Source organism: Pinisolibacter sp. DMC100, from assembly GCF_056313705.1.
The window spans coordinates 286123-304908 of record NZ_JBQUZT010000003.1; the positions used below are offsets into that span (position 1 = coordinate 286123).

At 68.8% G+C, this 18786-nt stretch carries 19 protein-coding genes and 1 other RNA gene; 13 read left to right on the forward strand and 7 right to left on the reverse strand.

The window, feature by feature from the left end; translation table 11 throughout:
* Window positions 1-92: 92 nt before the first annotated feature.
* Both ssrA and ACT541_RS14480 read right to left on the reverse strand, forming a co-directional pair.
* Window positions 93-456, reverse strand: a transfer-messenger RNA (tmRNA) gene (gene ssrA / locus ACT541_RS14475).
* A gap of 27 nt (window positions 457-483) precedes the next feature.
* The gene (locus ACT541_RS14480; RefSeq protein WP_476137791.1) at window positions 484-783 is read right to left on the reverse strand and encodes a hypothetical protein; all 300 of its coding nucleotides are present in this window, start codon (window positions 781-783) and stop codon (window positions 484-486) included.
* A gap of 173 nt (window positions 784-956) precedes the next feature.
* On the opposite strand from ACT541_RS14480, the gene ACT541_RS14485 reads away from it, so the two are divergent.
* On the forward strand, window positions 957-1898 hold the full coding sequence (locus tag ACT541_RS14485) for a LysR substrate-binding domain-containing protein (protein ID WP_476137792.1): 942 nt from the start codon (window positions 957-959) through the stop codon (window positions 1896-1898).
* A gap of 25 nt (window positions 1899-1923) precedes the next feature.
* Here ACT541_RS14485 and ACT541_RS14490 read toward each other — a convergent pair whose 3' ends face one another.
* Window positions 1924-2310, reverse strand: coding sequence for a VOC family protein (locus tag ACT541_RS14490; RefSeq protein ID WP_476137793.1), 387 nt, complete (start codon window positions 2308-2310; stop codon window positions 1924-1926).
* 312 nt (window positions 2311-2622) lie between these two features.
* On the opposite strand from ACT541_RS14490, the gene ACT541_RS14495 reads away from it, so the two are divergent.
* From ACT541_RS14495 to ACT541_RS14525, 7 genes are all read left to right on the forward strand, one after another.
* Window positions 2623-3417 (forward strand): thymidylate synthase, encoded by a 795-nt coding sequence (locus tag ACT541_RS14495; RefSeq protein ID WP_476137794.1) that lies wholly within the window; start codon window positions 2623-2625, stop codon window positions 3415-3417.
* A complete protein-coding gene (locus ACT541_RS14500; RefSeq protein ID WP_476137795.1) occupies window positions 3414-3908 on the forward strand; it encodes an N-acetyltransferase family protein in 495 nt (164 codons plus the stop codon). The genes ACT541_RS14495 and ACT541_RS14500 overlap by 4 nt, the downstream gene beginning before the upstream one ends.
* Window positions 3905-4438 (forward strand): dihydrofolate reductase, encoded by a 534-nt coding sequence (locus ACT541_RS14505; RefSeq protein ID WP_476137796.1) that lies wholly within the window; start codon window positions 3905-3907, stop codon window positions 4436-4438. Before ACT541_RS14500 ends, ACT541_RS14505 begins: the two co-directional genes overlap by 4 nt.
* Window positions 4439-4584: 146 nt before the next feature.
* Window positions 4585-5739, forward strand: coding sequence for an FtsH protease activity modulator HflK (hflK, locus tag ACT541_RS14510; protein WP_476137797.1), 1155 nt, complete (start codon window positions 4585-4587; stop codon window positions 5737-5739).
* Window positions 5739-6629, forward strand: a complete 891-nt coding sequence (hflC, locus tag ACT541_RS14515) for a protease modulator HflC (protein ID WP_476137798.1) — start codon at window positions 5739-5741, stop codon at window positions 6627-6629. Before hflK ends, hflC begins: the two co-directional genes overlap by 1 nt.
* A gap of 1 nt (window position 6630) precedes the next feature.
* Window positions 6631-6834, forward strand: a complete 204-nt coding sequence (locus ACT541_RS14520; protein WP_476137799.1) for a DUF2065 domain-containing protein — start codon at window positions 6631-6633, stop codon at window positions 6832-6834.
* A 117-nt stretch (window positions 6835-6951) separates the two neighbouring features.
* Window positions 6952-8475, forward strand: coding sequence for a Do family serine endopeptidase (locus tag ACT541_RS14525; RefSeq protein WP_476137994.1), 1524 nt, complete (start codon window positions 6952-6954; stop codon window positions 8473-8475).
* Between the two features lie 268 nt (window positions 8476-8743).
* On the opposite strand, the gene ACT541_RS14530 is transcribed toward ACT541_RS14525, so the two are convergent.
* Both ACT541_RS14530 and serB read right to left on the reverse strand, forming a co-directional pair.
* Window positions 8744-9832, reverse strand: coding sequence for an FUSC family protein (locus tag ACT541_RS14530; RefSeq protein ID WP_476137800.1), 1089 nt, complete (start codon window positions 9830-9832; stop codon window positions 8744-8746).
* 28 nt (window positions 9833-9860) lie between these two features.
* Window positions 9861-10751: a phosphoserine phosphatase SerB gene (gene serB, locus ACT541_RS14535; RefSeq protein WP_476137801.1), complete on the reverse strand. Its 891-nt coding sequence runs from the start codon at window positions 10749-10751 to the stop codon at window positions 9861-9863.
* Window positions 10752-10799: 48 nt separating this feature from the next.
* Here serB and miaA point away from each other — a divergent pair, with 48 nt between their 5' ends.
* Window positions 10800-11729 carry a tRNA (adenosine(37)-N6)-dimethylallyltransferase MiaA gene (gene miaA / locus ACT541_RS14540; protein WP_476137802.1) on the forward strand — a complete coding sequence of 310 codons (930 nt, stop codon included), beginning with the start codon at window positions 10800-10802 and terminating at the stop codon, window positions 11727-11729.
* Between the two features lie 22 nt (window positions 11730-11751).
* On the opposite strand, the gene ACT541_RS14545 is transcribed toward miaA, so the two are convergent.
* Complete coding sequence (locus tag ACT541_RS14545) at window positions 11752-12606, reverse strand: ParA family protein (protein ID WP_476137803.1); 855 nt, start codon at window positions 12604-12606, stop codon at window positions 11752-11754.
* 520 nt (window positions 12607-13126) lie between these two features.
* Between ACT541_RS14545 and ACT541_RS14550 the strand changes: the two genes are divergently transcribed.
* The 4 genes from ACT541_RS14550 (at window position 13127) to ACT541_RS14565 (ending at window position 18228) form a co-directional block, all read left to right on the forward strand.
* On the forward strand, window positions 13127-14887 hold the full coding sequence (locus tag ACT541_RS14550; RefSeq protein WP_476137804.1) for an acetolactate synthase 3 large subunit: 1761 nt from the start codon (window positions 13127-13129) through the stop codon (window positions 14885-14887).
* 82 nt (window positions 14888-14969) lie between these two features.
* On the forward strand, window positions 14970-15506 hold the full coding sequence (gene ilvN, locus ACT541_RS14555) for an acetolactate synthase small subunit (RefSeq protein ID WP_476137805.1): 537 nt from the start codon (window positions 14970-14972) through the stop codon (window positions 15504-15506).
* A 47-nt stretch (window positions 15507-15553) separates the two neighbouring features.
* Window positions 15554-16483: a hypothetical protein gene (locus tag ACT541_RS14560; protein WP_476137806.1), complete on the forward strand. Its 930-nt coding sequence runs from the start codon at window positions 15554-15556 to the stop codon at window positions 16481-16483.
* Window positions 16484-16593: 110 nt separating this feature from the next.
* Window positions 16594-18228: a hypothetical protein gene (locus tag ACT541_RS14565; protein ID WP_476137807.1), complete on the forward strand. Its 1635-nt coding sequence runs from the start codon at window positions 16594-16596 to the stop codon at window positions 18226-18228.
* A gap of 1 nt (window position 18229) precedes the next feature.
* Here the strand turns inward: ACT541_RS14565 and ACT541_RS14570 are convergent, their stop codons facing one another.
* Entirely contained in the window at window positions 18230-18700 is a 471-nt protein-coding gene (locus ACT541_RS14570; protein WP_476137808.1) for a protoglobin domain-containing protein, read from the reverse strand.
* Between the last annotated feature and the right edge of the window lie 86 nt (window positions 18701-18786).

Sequence of the window (18786 nt, forward strand, 5' to 3'; positions counted from 1 at the left end):
CTTTCGGCTCTGCTCGTGCGGTGTCCGTCCTCTCTTCTAGCGCAAGACGCGCGGATTCGCCACGCGGGCGATCGGAGGGGGCGGGAAAGGGAAGTGAGGGCTTCTGTTGCCAGGTGCCCCCGAACCCCGCCTAGACGCTGCTACACGTCAGGACTTGTTGACCGGAGTCAGAGACCGCTCACGCGGCCACTGCAACCGGAGCATAGTTGTCGTTGGCAACTATAATTTTGACCCGATGACGGCGGTATCATGCCGAGCGAAAGACCGGATTTTAGACCCTCGTCGATCCTGGTTCGCCCCCGCCGGAGCCCACCGCGGCTGATCGCGATGGGCTCGGGTGGAGGCGCCGGGTACTGCCCCCGGGTCCGATAGGCTTATTGCGCCGTTCGTTTATCGCCATAGCCGCCTTGCGACGGCACGACGAATATAGGTGACGGCGGGCTCCGCGAAAAGACCCCGCCGTCGTTTCTCCCGAAGATCGGCTCACAGCGTCGGGCTCGCCCAGCGATCGGCGTGGTCGGCGCGGCGGGCGCGGGCCCGCGCGGCGAGGGCGCGGGTCGCCGCGCGCGGGTCGTCGTCGAGGCCGACGAGATCGTGCGGGGCGAGGCCGATGTCGGCGAGGTGGGGCGCGCTCAGGGTGCGCAGCACCGCGAGGTCGGCCGCGGCACGGCGGCGGCCGAGGAGGGCGGTGGCGATGCCGGCGAGGGCATCGGCGAGGCGGCGGCCGAGCGAGGGGGCCCAGTCGTCGCGACCGCGGGCGATTTCGAACGCGGCGTTGCGCATGGTCGTGTTCTCCCGTTCGCGAAGGCGGTCGCCTTCGACGTTGCAGTGGTCCCGTGGGTCGGGGATCGACCGCTCTCCGGCCGACGATGACAGGATGCGCGCGTCCAATTGATCAGACAAACGAAAAGGTCTAATCTCCCTCATCAGAGAGATTGAACATTCGAGGTGTCGTCATGGACATGCTGCGGGATGGCGCGGGAGCGAACGTGGGCGGTGCCGCCTTCGGCGGTTCGGCGATGCTGGAGATCGACCTCCTGAAGACCTTCGCGGCGATCGCCCGCACCGGCTCGTTCAGCCGGGCGGCGCAGGCGGTGCATCGCACGCCCTCGGCGGTCTCGATGCAGATGAAGCGGCTCGAGGAGATCGTCGGCCGGCCGCTCTTCGCCAAGGACGGACGCTCGGTGGTCTTCACCGAGGCCGGCGACGACCTGCTCGGCTATGCCCGCCGGATCCTGCGCCTCAACGAAGAGGCGCTGATGCGCTTCCGCTGCGCCGACACCGCCGGCATGGTGCGGCTGGGCACGCCCGACGACTATGCGACGCGCTTCCTGCCGCGCATTCTGGCTCGTTTCGCGGCGTCGCATCCGCTGGTGCAGGTCGACGTCGACTGCCGGCCGAGCACCGAACTCGCCGCCCGGCTCGACGCCGGCCTGGTCGACATCGCGCTGGTCTCGGCGGGGATGGGCTGCACCATTCCGTTCACCGGGACGATCGTCCATCGCGAGAAACTGGTCTGGGCGGGCGTGCGCCACGGCGAGGCGCATCAGCGCCGGCCGCTGCCGCTCGCCGTCTCCGGCACGACCTGTTGCTGGCGGATGCGGGCGACCGACGCGCTCGACCAGATGGGCGTGCCCTACCGGGTCGCCTATTCGAGCCAGCACTACGTCGGGCAGATGGCGGCGGTGCTCGCCGATCTCGCCGTGGCGCCGCTGCCGCGCAGCGTCATCGACGGCGAGTTGGTGCCGATCGACGAGCGCGACCTGCCGCCGATCGGGCACTACGAGGTGCAGATGATGCGCAGTCCGCGGGCGAACGGCGCCGCGGTCGATGCGCTCGCCGGTCACATCGTCCAGAGCTTCCACGAGGAAGAGATCGAGCGGCTGGCGGCCGAGTGAGGCCGCGCGGCGTTCGACCGAATTCTCAGGCGAGGATCTCGACCAGCGCGCCCTCGGGCGAGCGGGCGACAGCCTCGAAATAGCCGTCGCCGGTGGTGCGCGGCGGCGAGATCAGCGCGTTCTCGGAGGCGAGCCGTTCGGCGGCGCTGCGCACCGCGGCTTCCGAGCCGAGGGCGACGGCGACGTGGGCCCAGCCGACGCGTTCGCCGGGATCGGCCTTCTCGCCTTCGACCCAGGGGCCGGTCATCAGTTCGAGCGCCGCGCCGGAGGCGAAGCGGACGAAGCGCGAGCGGAAGCCCGGGCGGTTGCGGCTGACGTATTCCTCCCCGACGGTCGCGCCGAAGTGGCGGGACCAGAAGTCGGCCGAGGCGTCGAGATCGTGCGTCCAGAGGGCGACGTGGGCGATGCGCATGGCGGGCTCCCCGATTCGTTTCGTCCGCGCGCTCCATCGCCCGGCATCGCGGCACGAACGTGGCGAGACCGGACGGCTCGGAAAGTGGTGGATCGCTGGTATCATCGGCGAGTCGATCGCCCCACATGTGGTAGTCGTCGATCGGCCCCCCGAGGCGTCATACGGGATCCGGCGGATCGCTTCGCGATGCCGGATCCAATGCGCCGAAAATGCCCTTGTCCGGACAGGGCATTTTCGGCGAACGGAATACGGAGTTCGGATCGATCGTCCGAACTTCGTATCAGACCGGCGGCAGAGCGAGGATCGCGTCCGATGCAGCAATATCTCGACCTCATGCGGAAGATCCGCGACGAGGGCGCCACCAAGACCGATCGCACCGGCACCGGTACGCGCTCGATCTTCGGCCATCAGATGCGCTTCGATCTCGCGGCCGGCTTTCCGGCGCTGACCACCAAGAAGCTGCATCTGAAGTCGATCGTCCACGAGCTGCTGTGGTTCCTCAAGGGCGACACCAACATCGCCTACCTGAAGGAGAACGGCGTCTCCATCTGGGACGAATGGGCGGACGAGAAGGGCGATCTCGGCCCGGTCTACGGCCATCAGTGGCGCTCGTGGCCGAAGGCCGACGGCGGCACCATCGATCAGATCGCGCAGGTGCAGGAGATGATCCGGCGCTCGCCCGACAGCCGGCGGCTGATCGTCTCGGCCTGGAACCCGGCCGACGTCGAGCGCATGGCGCTGCCGCCGTGCCACTGCCTGTTCCAGTTCTATGTCGCCGACGGAAAGCTCTCCTGCCAGCTCTACCAGCGCTCGGCCGACGTCTTCCTCGGCGTGCCCTTCAACATCGCCTCCTATGCGCTCCTCACCATGATGATGGCGCAGGCGACGGGGCTGAAGGCGGGCGACTTCGTCCATTCCTTCGGCGACACGCACCTCTATCTGAACCACCTCGACCAGGTGGAGACGCAGCTCTCGCGCACGCCGCGGGCCTTGCCGACGATGAGGATCGACCCGAGCGTGAAGGACGTCTTCGATTTCCGTTTCGAGCATTTCGAACTCGTCGACTACGATCCCCATCCCCACATCAAGGCACCGGTGGCGGTATGACCGAGATCTCCATCCGTCCCGCCCGTCCGGGCGAAGCCGGCCTCGTCTTCTCCTTCGTGATGAAGCTCGCGGCCTACGAGAAGCTCGAGCACGCGGTGCGCGCCACCGAGGCGATGCTCGACGCGGCGCTCTTCGGCGAGAACCCGAAGGCCTTCTGCGACTTCGTCGAGGAGGACGGGGTGCCGGTCGGCATGGCGCTGTGGTTCTACAACTTCTCGACCTTCGAGGGCCGCCACGGGATCTATCTCGAGGACCTCTTCGTCGACGTCGACCGGCGCGGCAAGGGATACGGCAAGGCACTGCTGGTGCATCTCGCCAAGCGCTGCGTGACGGAAGGGCTCGGCCGCTTCGAATGGTGGGTGCTCGACTGGAACGCCCCGTCGATCGCCTTCTACGAGTCGCTCGGCGCGCGGCCGATGGAGGAATGGACGGTGATGCGGGTCGACGGCGAGGCGCTCGTCCGGCTGGCGGCGGTCGGGGAGGGGGCATGACCATCGAGATCGTGGCGATCGTCGCGGCGGGGGCGAACGGGGTGATCGGTCGCGACGGCGACCTGCCGTGGCGCATTCCCTCCGACCTGAAGCACTTCAAGGCACTGACGTTGGGCCGACCGATGATCATGGGCCGGCGCACCTGGGCCTCGATCGGCAAGGCGCTGCCGGGGCGCACGACCATCGTCGTCACCCGCGATTCCGATTTCCATGCCGAAGGCGCCGAGGTGACGGCGAGCCTCGAGGCGGCGATCGAACGGGGCCGCGCGATCGCGGAGCGCGACGGCGTCGACACGGTCGCGATCGTCGGCGGCGGCGAGATCTATGCCCAGGCGCTGCCTCTGTGCGACCGGGTCGAGCTGACGGAGGTGAAGCTCTCGCCCGATCCCGCCGGTGCCGTCGCCTTCCCCCGACTCGATCCGGCGGTGTGGGTCGAGACCGCCCGGGTCGCCGGCGAACGGGGGCCGCGCGACGAGGCGGATTTCGATTTTGTTTCCCTCACCCGTCGGAAGACGGTGGTTCCGGGCTGATCGCGGCCAAATCGTCGCTCTGCGACGGGGCCGCGCGTTGAAACCGCCCGGTGCGATACCTATACAACGGGAAGTGCCATGGCGCGGCGTGGACGGAGAGGCCCCGGGGGCTTTCCGTCCGCGCGCGCATCAGACGAGGAAACCAGATGCCTTGGAGCAACCAGAACGGCGGTGGCGGATGGAAGGGCGGCGGCAACGGCGGCCCTTGGGGTCAGCCGCCGCGCGGCCCCTCCGGCGGCGGCAACCAGCCGCCCGATCTCGAGGAACTGCTCCGGCGCAGTCAGGAACAACTCAAGAGCTGGCTGCCGGGTGGCGGCGGTGGTGACGGTTCCGGCTCGGGCTTCGGCGCCAAGGGCATTGCGCTCGGCGTCGCCGCCGCCGCGGCGCTGTGGCTGGCGACCGGCTTCTACCGGGTCGAGCCCGACGAACTCGGCGTCGAGCTGGTGCTCGGCCGGGTGATGTCGCAGACGACGCCGGGCCTCAACTACAATCTGCCCTATCCGATCGGCCAGGTGTTCACGCCGAAGGTCCTCGCGGTGCGCGAAGTCTCGGTCGGCATGCGCGAGAGCGAGTTCGCGCGCGGCTCCGCGGGTCGCGATCAGGCCGAAGAGAGCCTGATGCTGACCGGCGACGAGAACATGATCGACGTCGCCTTCCGCGTTCAGTGGAACGTCAAGGACGCCAGGGCCTATCTCTTCAACATCCAGAACCCGGAAGCGACCGTGAAGGCGGTGGCCGAGAGCGCCATGCGCGAAGTGGTCGGCCGCAACACGATCGAATACATCCTGACCGAGAACCAGCGCCGCATCGAGACCGACGTGCGCCAACTGATGCAGAAGACGCTCGACAGTTACAACGCCGGCGTCGAGATCCGTCTGGTCAACATGAACCGCGTCAACCCGCCGGCGCAGGTCATCGACGCCTTCCGCGACGTGCAGGCCGCCCGCATCGACGCCGAGCGCCTGCAGAACGAGGCGCAGGCCTACGCCAACCGGGTGGTGCCCGAAGCGCGCGGTCAGGCCGCCTCGGTCACGGCGCAGGCCAACGCCTACAAGCGCCGCATCGTCGAAGAGGCGCGCGGCCAGGCCGACCGCTTCAACTCGGTGCTGACGGAATACCGGCTCGCCCCGGACGTGACGCGCGAACGGCTCTATCTCGAGACGATGGAACGCGTCTACTCGGGCGTCGACAAGGTCCTCGTCGACCAGGGCAAGGGCGGGGAGGGGGCGATCCAGCCCTATCTGCCGCTCGACCAGCTCGGCCGTCGGCCGGCTGCCAAGACTCAGGCGGGAGGCCAGTGATGAAGAACGGATTCCTCGGCCTCGCCGGCATCGCGGTGGTGATCGTCATCGCCTTCGTCTCGGGCGTCGCCTTCGTCGTGACCCCCACCACCCAGGCGCTCGTGCTGCAGTTCGGTCAGGTCAAGCGGCCGATCGTCGAGCCGGGCCTCTATTTCAAGGTGCCCTTCGTCCAGAACGTCGAATATCTCGACAAGCGCATCCTCGACATCGACCTCGAGCCGCAGGAGCTCATCGCCTCCGACAAGAAGCGGCTCGTGGCGGACGCCTTCGCGCGCTATCGGATCGTCGATCCGGTGCAGTTCTACCAGTCGGTCCGCACCGTGGCGGGCGGCAACCAGCGTCTCAGCACCTTCGTGTCGTCGGCGGTGCGCGCCGTGCTCGCCGATGCGACCTTCTTCGACGTGGTCCGCGACGACCGCGCCGGCCTGATGGAGAAGATCCGCAAGCAGGTCGACGAGGAGGCCAAGGGCATCGGCGTGCAGGTGGTCGACGTCAAGCTGCGTCGCGCCGACCTGCCGCAGAAGAACTCGGAAGCCGTGTTCCAGCGGATGCAGACCGAGCGCCAGCGCGAGGCGACCGAGCTGCGCGCCAAGGGCGGCGAAGAGGCGAGCCGCATCCGTGCCAAGGCCGATGCCGAGAAGGAGATCGTGCTGGCGGAAGCCGCGCGCGATGCCGATCGGTCGCGCGGCGACGGCGATGCCGCCCGCATCAAGATCCTCGCCGAGGCCTACAACAAGGACGCGTCGTTCTTCGCCTTCTACCGCTCCATGCAGGCCTACGAAGCCTCGATGAAGGGCACCGACACCCGCGTCCTGGTGGCGCCGTCGTCGTCGGAGTTCTTCCGCTTCCTCGCCGACCCCAAGGGCGGCGCCGTGGCGGGAGCCAAGTGAGATGTCGCTCGCGCCGGGCGCGAGCGACTTCGTCACCGCGATCGGGCTCGTCCTCGTCATCGAGGGCGGGCTCTACGCGCTCGCGCCGGGCGCGATGAAGCGGATGTTCGAGGCGGCACGCGACTGGGACGAGGGCGCCTTCCGCAAGATCGGCCTCGGTGCCGCGGTCCTCGGGCTCGCCGTCGTCTGGATGGTCCGCGGCTGAGCGCGCGACGGCGCTTTCGCACCCCGACATTCTTCCGCCGTGATCGATTGCACGATCCTGGACGGCAATGAACCGAAGAACGGCCTGGTGCCGGACAAGGGAAGGACACTCTCCGCGATGATCATCCGCGCCTCCTCCGTGCTCTCTTCCACGACGACCCGTCTGGCGCTGGCTCTGGTGCTCGCCGGTGGGGTCGCCGTCTCGACCGCCGAGGCCCAGCAGGCCCAGCCGCAGGCGAACGGCCAGACGACGACGCGGCCGACCCGCACGGGTCCTGCCTCGGTCGCCGACCTCGCCGAACGGCTGCAGGATGCGGTGGTCAACATCTCGACCTCGCAGACGCTGCCGGCCGAGCGCAACATCCAGATGCCCAAGGCACCGGACGGCTCGCCGCTGCAGGAGTTCTTCGACGAGTTCTTCAAGAAGCAGCAGGGGCTCGGCGGCGGTCAGCCGCGCAAGGTCCAGTCGCTCGGCTCGGGCTTCGTGATCGACGCCTCCGGCCTCGTCGTCACCAACAACCACGTCATCGAAGGCGCCGACGAGGTGACGGTGATCCTCACCGACAACACCCGGCTCAAGGCCGAGGTGGTCGGTCGCGACAAGAAGACCGACGTGGCGCTGCTCAGGGTGAAGCCGGCGAAGCCGCTCAAGTTCGTCGAGTTCGGCGACAGCGATCAGGCCCGCGTCGGCGACTGGGTGATGGCGATCGGCAATCCACTGGGTCTCGGCGGCTCGGTGACGATCGGCATCGTCTCGGCGCGCAACCGAGACATCCACGCCGGCCCCTACGACAACTTCATCCAGACCGACGCGGCCATCAACAAGGGCAACTCGGGCGGCCCGCTGTTCGACATGGACGGCAAGGTCGTCGGCATCAACACGGCGATCGCCTCGCCCAACGGCGGCTCGATCGGCATCGGCTTCGCCCTGCCGTCGAAGACCGCGGTGGCGGTGGTCGAACAGCTGAAGCAGTTCGGCGAGACCCGCCGCGGCTGGCTCGGCGTGCGCATCCAGGCGGTCACCGACGACATCGCCGAGGGCCTCGGCCTGAAGGAGGCCAAGGGCGCGCTGGTCGCCGGCATCTCCGAGGGCGGCCCCTCCGCCAAGGCCGGCATCCAGGCGGGCGACGTCATCATCAGGTTCGACGGCAAGGACGTGCCCAACGTCCGCGAGCTGCCGCGCATGGTCGCCGACACGGCGATCGACAAGAAGGTGCCGGTGACGGTGCTGCGCAAGGGCAAGGAAGTGACCGTCGAGGTCCAGCTCGGTCGCCTCGAGGAGGGCGAGAAGAAGGAGGCCGACAAGACCGGCAAGGGCGGCTCGACCGTCGCCCCGACCGCCAAGTCGGTCGCCGGCATGACGCTCGGCGCGCTCGACGCCGAGGCCCGCGCCAAGTTCAAGATCAAGGATCAGGTGGCCAAGGGCGTCGTCGTCGCCGCGGTCGATCCGGGCTCCGTCGCGGCGGAGAAGAAGATCGAGCCGGGCAACGTCATCCTCGAAGTGGCGCAGGAGGAGGTCGCCTCCGCCGACGACGTCGCCAAGAAGATCGAGGCGGCCAAGAAGGACGGCCGCAAGCGCGTGCTGCTGCTGGTCCAGTCGGCCGAGGGCGAGATGCGCTTCGTGACGATCGACGCCAACTGAGGCGGACGAGGCGGCTTCGGCCCGCCTTGCCCCTGTTCGACTTCATCCTGAGGTGCCCGGCGAAAGCCGGGCCTCGAAGGGCGAAGTCGTCGACGGGAGATGCCACTCGGCCCTTCGCACTTCGAGGCCCGACCTGTGGTCGGGCACCTCAGTGTGAAGGTCCTCTGCGAGAGGTCCGACAGGTCGAGATTTCGTGCTTCCGACGGAAGGTGCGACCACGATCCCAGACTGCGGGCGGCGCCGGAGCGATCCGGCGCCGTTCGTCGTTTCAGCCGACGGCGTGGCGGAAGCGCTTGGCCACCGCACGGGCGGCGTCGCCCACCGCCTTGCGGCAGCGCGGCGCGTAGAGCACCACGGCGCCGAGCAGGCCGAGGATCGAGCCCAGGCAGATGTCGACGAAGCGGGCGGCCAGCAGCGCCGTCGGCATGCCGTGGCCGAGCGCGGTCGCGTCGGCGAGCAGGATGGTCAGCGGCGTGATGAAGACCGCGGCGAAGGCGTAGTGGCGCACGATCGCGGTCTCGATGACGAAGGCGAGCGTCATCATCGTCACGGCGATCGTCCACGGCCCGAGCGGCAGCGACAGGATCGCCACCGCGACGATCATGCCGAGCGCGGTGCCGAGGATGCGGTGGAGATGCCGCGTCCACACCGCGCGCAGCGAGGCGCCCTGGATGACGGCGAGGCAGCTGGTCGGCACCCAGTAGGCGCGGTCCATCTGCAGGATCTGGGCGACCGCCATGGCGACGCCGACGCTGGCGCCGATGATCAGCGGCTCGAGCACGACGTCGTCGAAGTCGTCGTTGGGCGCCGGGATCGGCTGGGCGGGCCGAAGGCGCAGCGCGAAGAGGCTGTAGAAGAAGGCGATGACGGCGGCGAGGATCGTGCCCATCGCCAAGAGGCCGACCATCAGCGGGATCTCGGGAACCGGCGTCGGCGCGTAGAGCGCGATCGATGCCGCCATGACGAAGAACAGCGGGCCGGGCGGCGCCACGCGGTAGAAGCGGCAGAGCATGGTCACCAGCGTCGTCAGCGCCGTCACCACCGGGATGGCGAGGGCGGGGACGTGGTGGCTCATGGCGCCGAGCGCGTAGCAGGCGGTCATGGTGAAGGCGAGCGCCATCAGCGCCGCCATGCGGTGGTGGAGCGCCGTCGCCGGCAGGTAGAGGAAGACCTGTCCGCCGAGTGCCGAGACGAGACCGTAGTCGAGATGCCCGAACCAAGCGCCGACGAAGAGCGGCAGGCCGGAGGAGAGCGCCGCGGCGAAGGGCATCTGCCAGGGGCGGTCGGAGGCCCGCACGGTGACGAGGAGCCGCCACTCCTCCTTCAGGAAGGCGGCGGCTCGTTCGAAGATCGGCATCGGCATTCCTCGGTGGCGCGGCCCGCCCTCAGCGGCTGACGAACTCGCTGCGGCGATAGCCCTGGATGTAGAGCAGCGCCGTCAGGTCGCCGTTGTCGATGCGGGCATGGGCCTCCGCCGCGACCTTGGGCTTGGCGTGGAAGGCGACGCCGAGACCGGCTTCGCGGATCATGGCGAGATCGTTGGCGCCGTCGCCGACGGCGAGCGTCAGCGCCTGCGGCACCTTCTTCGCCGCCGCGAGTTCGCGCAAGCTGGCGAGCTTCGCCTCCTGGCCGAGGATCGGCTCGCCGACTTCGCCGGTGAGCAGGCCGTCCTTCTCGATCAGCGTGTTGGAGCGGTGTTCGTGGAAGCCGATGGTCTGCGAGATCGGGCCGGTGAAGACGGTGAAGCCGCCGGAGACGAGGGCGGCATAGGCGCCGTTCGCCCGCATGGTGCGGACGAGCTCGATCGCACCGGGGGTGAGGCGGATGCGTTCGGCGATGACCTTGGAGACGACGTTGGCGGGCAGGCCCTTCAACAGCCCGACGCGTTCGCGCAGCGCGGACTCGAACTCGATCTCGCCGCGCATGGCGCGTTCGGTGATCGCGGCGATCTTCTCCTTCAGGCCGAGTTCGGCGGCGAGCTCGTCGATGCATTCCTGGCCGATCATGGTGGAATCCATGTCGGCGACGAGCAGGCCCTTGGCGCGGCCGTCGGCCTTCTGCACCACGACGTCGACGGGTGCGTCGAGGGCGATGCGCAGCTCCTCGGCGATCGCCTTCTCGTGGCCGGGGTCGGCGGCGAAGCGGATGTCGGCGGCGACCCCGGTCGCCAGCCAGTCGATCGTCGAGCCGGAGAGCCGGTCGCGCGCCGCCTCGGCGAGCTTGTCGGTCAGGGCCGGCGCGGTCGGAGACGAGATCAGGGTTGCAACATGGGTCATGACGGAGGACAAGCTCCCGATCGGGGACATCCGGAAGAGGTCGAGACGATGAGCGGATCGCCCGCGCGCGCGGTGCTTATCGCAGGACCGACGGCCAGCGGCAAGTCGGCGCTGGCGCTGCGTCTCGCCGAGCGGCTCGGCGGCGTGGTGATCAATGCCGACAGCATGCAGATCTACGACGGGCTGCGGATCCTGACGGCGCGGCCGACGGCCGAGGAAGAGGCGCGCGCGCCCCACCGGCTCTATGGCCACGTCGATCCCGCACGCCCCTTCTCGGTCGCCGACTGGCTCGCCGACGTGAAGATTCAACTGGAGGCACTTCGTCTTTACGAAGAGAGTCCGCCGGCGATCTTCGTCGGCGGCACCGGTCTCTATTTCGAGAGTCTCCTCAAGGGGCTGGCCCCGGTTCCTCCGGTTCATGCGGAGATTCGGGCGCACTGGCGGGCACGCGCCGAGGCGGTCGGAGCGGCCGAACTTCATCGTGAACTGCAGCTCCGAGACCCCGTGATGGCGGAGCGTCTCGGGCCGACCGACACGCAGCGGCTGACGCGGGCGCTGGAGGTGATCGAGGCGACCGGCCGTTCGCTCGCCGACTGGCAGAACGATCCCCATTCGCCGCCGCTGGTCGACGCCGGCGCGGCCGTCCGCATCGTGCTGGAGCCGGAGCGATCGGTGCTGCACGAGCGGATCGAACGGCGCTTCCACCTCATGGTCGAGGCGGGGGCGATCGCGGAGGCGCTCGCCTTCTCTGCCCGTGGGCTTTCCGCCGACATGCCGGCGACGCGGGCGATCGGGGTGGCGGCGATGGTGGCGGTCGGTCGCGGCGAGATCGCGCTCGAAGAGGGCATCCGCCAGGGCATCGTCGAGAGCCGGCAATATGCCAAGCGTCAGTCGACCTGGTTCCGCGGCCGCATGGGAGACTGGCTGCGCGGTGACGCCGACGCGCTCGAGGCGACGGCGGTCACGGCTCTCGGCTGAGGGGACGGGCGGCGCAGCGCCGTCACGACACCACGGCGCGCCTGAGCGAGACGGGGACGTGCAGCGCGGGCTCGGACGCGGTCGAGGGCAGATCGTGCGGCATGCAGCGGCGCAGGATCTCGTCGGCGAGCCGGGCGAAGTCGCCGACCGCCCGCGCCCTGGGGCGCCACGCGCGCAGCGGTCGGTCGAGACCGAAGGCCTCGGCGACGGCGACGTCGACGCGCACGCCGCCGGCGATCTGGCCGAGGCCGTGACGCCGCGCCAGCTGGGCGAGAACCGCCTTCTGCATCGACGAGCGGAGATCGACCCGACTGGGCACGATCAGGGCTTCGGCGATGCCGGCCCGGAACTCGGCGACGACGCCGTGATAGGCGCGCAGGAACTGGCCGACGCCGTCGAGGGAGAGATGGTCGAGGAGCGTCGGCACCAGCACCGTGTCGGCCGCCATCAGGCCGGCGATGATGATGCGCGGCGAGGACGGTGGCGTGTCGATCAGGATCAGGTCGTAGCCTCGGGCGACGGGTGCCAGCGCCTTGGCCAGCCGGCGCGGATCGGAGACGCGGACGTCGCCGTCGAACTGGCGGTCGGCGGGTGCCAGATCGATGCCGGTGTGGTCGGTGGCGACGATCGCCGCGGCGAGGACCGCCGAACCGGAACGCAGGACGTCGTGGGCGGTGGCCGTCCGGGGCGCCGCGACCCGGCCGAGGCCGAGGCCGGCATGGCCCTGGGCATCGAGATCGACGACGAGGACGCGGCGGCCGCGCGCGGCGAACTCGGCGGCGAGGTTGACGACGGTGGTCGACTTGGCGGTGCCGCCCTTCTTGTTGGCGACGACCAGGACACGCGCGCGGTCGGCGCGCTCGCACGCGTCCTCCACGGTCGTGAAGTCTCCTGCCGTCTCCTCGTACATCGCGGTCGAACTCTCCGGAAACGAATCGTCCGGCGGCCCGCAGACCACCGAAGATCCGTCGACGATAGCATCGAAACGTCGACATCGATGCGGCAATCGCTGCGACGAGACGCTGCATCCTTTGGAATCCATGGAGGAATTCCGGTACCGTAACGGCAGGTGGAGACGGTCCCCGATCGCGTGCCGGTGCGGCGCGTGGTCACGGTTTCGCGGCCGCCGCCGGACGTCCCTCTTGACCTGCCGAGCGGGCACGTCTAGGTTTCGCGAGACTTCATCCGAAAGGACTCGTGCCGCCATGTCGCGCACCAGCATTCTCGTACTCGTATCGCGCGCCGCTGCCGGAGCCTGACAGGCTTCGACAATCGACAGCGAGCGCGCGCACAGGCCCCCTACCGGGGCCTTTTTTATTGCCCGGAATCCCAACGACGTACCCCGACAACCCGAGAAGATCGCGCGTCGAGAGTGACGCCAGAAGCGGAGAAGACCGATGTCACGGCAGATGACCGGAGCGGAAATGGTGATCGCGGCCCTGCAGGATCAGGGTGTCGACGTGCTCTTCGGCTATCCGGGCGGATCGGTGCTGCCGATCTACGACGAGATCTTCAAGCAGGAGAAGATCCGCCACGTGCTCGTCCGCCACGAGCAGGGCGCGGTCCATGCCGCCGAGGGCTATGCGCGGTCGACCGGCAAGGTCGGCGCCGTCCTCGTCACCTCCGGTCCGGGTGCCACCAACGCCGTCACCGGCCTCGCCGATGCGCTGCTGGACAGCATTCCGCTGGTCTGCATCACCGGTCAGGTCCCGACCCATCTGATCGGCAACGACGCCTTCCAGGAGTGCGACACCGTCGGCATCACCCGTCCCTGCACCAAGCACAACTGGCTGGTGAAGCGGATCGAGGACCTGCCGCGCATCCTGCACGAGGCCTTCCACGTCGCGAAGTCGGGCCGTCCCGGCCCGGTCGTCGTCGACATCCCGAAGGACGTCCAGTTCGCCACCGGCACCTACGTCGGCCCGAAGAACATCGCCCACAAGACCTATCGTCCGAAGATCAAGGGCGACATGGGGGCGATCCGTCAGGCCGTCGAGATGATCGGCAAGGCCAAGCGCCCGGTGTTCTATTCCGGCGGCGGCGTCATCAACTCGGGGCCCGCGGCGACGCAGCTGCTGCGTGAGATCGTCCGTTCGACCGGCCATCCGATCACGTCGACGCTGATGGGTCTCGGCGCCTATCCGGCCGACGATCAGCAGTTCCTCGGCATGCTCGGCATGCACGGGACCTACGAGGCCAACATGGCGATGCACGAGGCGGACCTGATCGTCTGCGTCGGCGCCCGCTTCGACGACCGCATCACCGGCCGTCTCGACGCCTTCGCGCCGCTGGCCAAGAAGATCCACATCGACATCGATCCCTCGTCGATCAACAAGATCGTCAAGGTCGACTGCGCCATCGTCGGCGACGTCGCGCACGTGCTCGAGGACATGATCCGCGTGCTGCGCGAGACCCAGCCGGCGATGGACAAGCCGGCGCTGGAGAAGTGGTGGAAGCGGATCGAGACCTGGCGGGCGCGCAAGTGCCTCGCCTACAAGGCCTCGGACGAGATCATCAAGCCGCAGTACGCCATCCAGCGTCTCTACGAGCTGACCCGCGGCCACGACACCTACATCACGACCGAGGTCGGTCAGCACCAGATGTGGGCGGCGCAGTTCTTCAAGTTCGACGAGCCGAACCGCTGGATGACCTCGGGCGGCCTCGGCACCATGGGCTACGGCATCCCGGCGGCGGTCGGCGTGCAGATGGCCCACCCGAAGAGCCTCGTCATCGACATCGCCGGCGAGGCCTCGGTGATGATGACGATGCAGGAGATCTCGACGGCGGTTCAGTATCGCCTGCCGATCAAGATCTTCATCCTGAACAACCACTACATGGGCATGGTCCGGCAGTGGCAGGAGCTGCTGCACGGCGGTCGCTATTCGGAGAGCTATTCGGAGGCGCTGCCCGACTTCGTCAAGCTCGCCGAGGCGATGGGCGGCGTCGGCATCCGCTGCGAGAAGCCGGCGGACCTCGACGCGGCGATCAAGCAGATGATCGACACACCGAAGCCGGTGATCTTCGACTGCATCGTCGATCCGGCCGAGAACTGCTTCCCGATGATCCCGTCGGGCAAGGCCCACAACGAGATGCTCTTCGGCGAAGCGGTCGAGGACATCGGCAACGTCATCGACGAGAAGGGCAAGATGCTGGTGTGACGCGAGGATCGAGCCGGTCGCCTGCTGGCCGCCGGCTCTCTTCGTGCCTTTCGATCACGCATCCAACACGACGGGTCTCCCCATGAACACCTCGCACTATCCCTCGCAGCACATCTTCCAGTCGGCCGAGACGCACACGCTTTCGGTGATCGTCGACAACGAACCGGGCGTTCTCGCCCGCGTCGTCGGCCTCTTCTCCGGCCGCGGCTACAACATCGAGAGCCTGACGGTCTCGGAGACCGAACACGAGGCGCACCTTTCGCGCATCACCATCGTGACGACCGGCACGCCGATGGTCATCGAGCAGATCAAGAACCAGCTCGCCCGTCTGGTGCCGGTGCACCGGGTCGTCGACCTCACCGTCAACGGTCGGGTGCTCGCCCGCGAGCTGGCGCTGATCAAGGTGAAGGGCAAGGGCGAGGCCCGCGTCGAGGCGCTGCGCCTCGCCGATGCCTTCCGCGCCCGCGTCGTCGACGCCAACACCGAGAGCTTCGTCTTCGAGCTCACCGGCAAGGGCGACAAGATCGACGAGTTCGTCGGCCTGATGCGGCCGCTCGGTCTCGTGGAATATTCCCGCACCGGCGTGGCCGCGATCGCGCGCGGTCCCGACGCCATGTGACGATCGGCTCGCCCGCTCGAGGCGATGCGTCGCGCTCGGGAGGCGGCATGATCGATTGGATGATCCGAGGCCTCGGCCTCTTCTGGTTCGTCGGCGGCGCCGTGGCCATCCGGGCCGCCGCCGAGGACCGCTTCTTCGATGCGGCGGGCGCCGCCCTCGGCGAAGGCTGGGGGCGGCGTCGGCGTGTCCGGGCCGGCGTCCGGGCGCTCGGTGCGCTGCTGACGACGGCGAGCGGGGCGGCCCTGCTGCTGCTCGATCGCGCCGCGCCCTGGCTGATGATCGCCAATCTGGTCGTCCAGACGGCGTGGCACATGGCGGCGCCGCGGTTCTTTCCGATCGACGACGAGAGCCTCCCGGGCCGGACACGCGAACGCAACGCGCTCGTCGTCTGGGGAGCGGCGACGGTGCTCCTCGTCGCGATGGTCCTCGACGGCGTCGTCGTGCTCGCGGGCAATCCGGTGGCGGAGGCGGCGATCATGCTGGCCATCGTCGCGGGGATGGCGTGGCAGGGGCGGGAGATCCTCCACGGGGCGTCGGGCTGGCGCGCGGCGGAGCCCGCGGACTTCACGAGCGAGAGCGGGGAGGCCTTGCCGGACGAGCCGGTCGACGCGATCGACGCGGGCGACGGCATCGGGCCGCGGCGCTGGCTGATCGCGCCGACGATCGACGGGCTCTTCCTCGTCGACCTCGACGGCGAGGACAAATGGCTCGTCGACGCGGTCGATCTGCCGGCGGATCTGAAGGCGCGGTTCGCGGACTTCGCGGACGACGTCCGGGCCGCACTCCGGCCGCATGGTTCGATCGAGGGCCTATGGGTGCTGCCGCGGGCGACGATCGCCGACTTCGAGCGGCGGGCGAGGGAGCTCGCGACCGCGCTCGAGCCGCATGCGCTCGCGGGCGAGGCGATGTGGCGGCTGCCGCCGGCCGACGACGTCGCGGCGGAGGACCTCGAGCCGCCGCCCCATCCGGCACTCTGATCCGCGCCGACGGCCGTTCGGCCGCCGCGGTGTCGCCATCGTCTCGGGATTGTATCGCCGCGAGCCATGCCGAATCACGGCGCCGCCAACTGCCCGAGTGTTCCCCGTCCATGACCGAAGACCGTCCCGCCGCCGAGGGAGCGACGCCGTCGCCCCTCACCCGCGTCCTCGACTTCCTGCTGGAACACGAGTTCGCCGTCGCCTTCTGGCTGATGGCGGTGCTCGTCATGACGCCGGTCTTCATGGTCGACGTGCCGCCGCTCGCCGACTACGTCAACCACTTGGCGCGGATGCGGGTGATCGCGGTCGAGGGCGTCGATCCACATCTGACCGCCTTCTACGAGATCCAGTGGCAGCTCATCCCCAATCTGGCGATGGATCTGATCGTGCCGGTCTTGAACCGGGTGCTCGACATCTATCGTTCGGGGCAGGTCTTCACCGCGCTCACCATCCTCGCCATGGTGACCGGGCCGATGATCGTGCAGAAGGCGCTGTTCGGGCGGATGAACGCCTTCTCGCTGGTCGCCTTCGTGGTCGTCTACAACGGCCTCTTCCTCTTCGGCATGATGAACTTCCTGCTCGGCGTCGGTCTCGCCATGTGGGGCCTCGCCGCCTGGATCGCGCTCTCAGAGCGCCCGCTCGTGCTGCGCATGGCGGTGTCGGCGATCTTCTGCTTCGTGCTCTACGTCTGCCATCTCTACGCCGTCGGCCTCTACGGGCTGGCGATCGGCTCGTTCGAGCTGTGGGCCTGGGCGAAGCGCGGCTTCCGGCTCGATCGCGGCTTCGCGGGCTCGCTCGCGGTGCTGATCGTGCCGGTGCTGCCGGTGGTGCCGCTGCTGCTGGCCTCCTCGACCTGGGGGCTCGCCGGCGAATACGCCTGGGTGCCGCAGTCGAAGATGGACGGGCTGTCGCTGGTGTTCCGCACCTATTCCGACGTCCACGATCTGGCGCTGATGATGGCGGGCGGCGCGGCGCTCGGTTTCGCACTGCATCGCCGGCTCCTGTCGTTCCACGGCGCCATCGTGCCGCTGGTGGTGTTCGGCATGGCCGTCTTCCTCGCCATGCCCTACACGCTGTTCGGCTCGGAGATGGCCGACCAGCGCATGCCGATCGCCATGTTGTTCCTGGTGCTCGGCTTCGTCCGTTTCGATCCGGAAAACCGTTGGACCAAGGCGAGCTTCATGGCGCTGGTGGTCGGTTTCGCGGTGCTCCGGGTCACCGACGTCGCCGTCGAGTGGAGGAAGATCGACGCGATCTATGCCGACATGCGCAAGGCGCTCGCCACCGTGCCGCGCGGCGCCAAGATTCTGGTCGCCGTCGCCGACGAGCCCAAGGGACCGGAAACCGAGCAGGACGCGATCAGCCATGCGCCCTGCATCGCCATGATCGAGCGTTCGGCGCTGGTCTCCACCGCCTTCGCGGTCAAGGGCAAGCAGATCATGTCGGTGAGGCCGGCCTATCACGCCCAGGTCGACACCGAGGACGGCAACCCGCCGACCATCTCGCGTCTCGTCGCCTCGGCCTATGTCCACGACGACGCGCTGCCGCGCGACAATTTCTGGGACAAGTGGACGACCGAGGACGACTACGTCGTGGTGCTCCACACCTATCGCGACGACGACAATCCGGACGTCGACGACCTCGAACTGGTCCACGACGGCCACGGCTTCCAGCTCTATCGGGTGAAGAAGGAGGCTCAGCAGGGTCAGCGCACACCGATCGAACCGCGTCGTCCGCCGGCATGAGTCAGTCGACGAGCGTGGCCACCCAGCCGAGCAGGGCGGTCGACATGTCGAGCATCACCAGACGCAACACGGCGGCGACGAGCGCGCCGCGCTCGGTGGGGTCGGCGATGTCGGCCCCGGCCAGGTCGGCGGCCAGACGCGCGACGATCCAGCCGTAGCCCTGAACGTAGACCTGCGGGTAGATCTTCCGTTCGCGATGGACGATGCCGATGCGGGTGACACGGCGGACGTAGTCGTCGTCGACGCCTTCGGCGAAGAGGCGGCGCCAGTGCTCCTTCTGGGCGCGGCGCAGGCGCTCGACGTCGATGCCGGCGAGGCGCTCGGCGCTCGGCCCGGCGAGGAGGTGGACGTAGAAATCGTCGATCGACGCGTCGAGCAGGGCGGAGAGCCGATCGGAGTGGGCGCGCACGCGTGCGACGTCGGCATCGGTCAGTCCGACCGCGATCATGTTTCTGGCGACTTCGGTCTTCATCGGAACGCAGGCCTCGCTCTGTCACGGAAACTGCGGAGCGTTCATGTCTGCGACGGAGCCCGCCATGGCGAGGAGGGTTCGTCGGA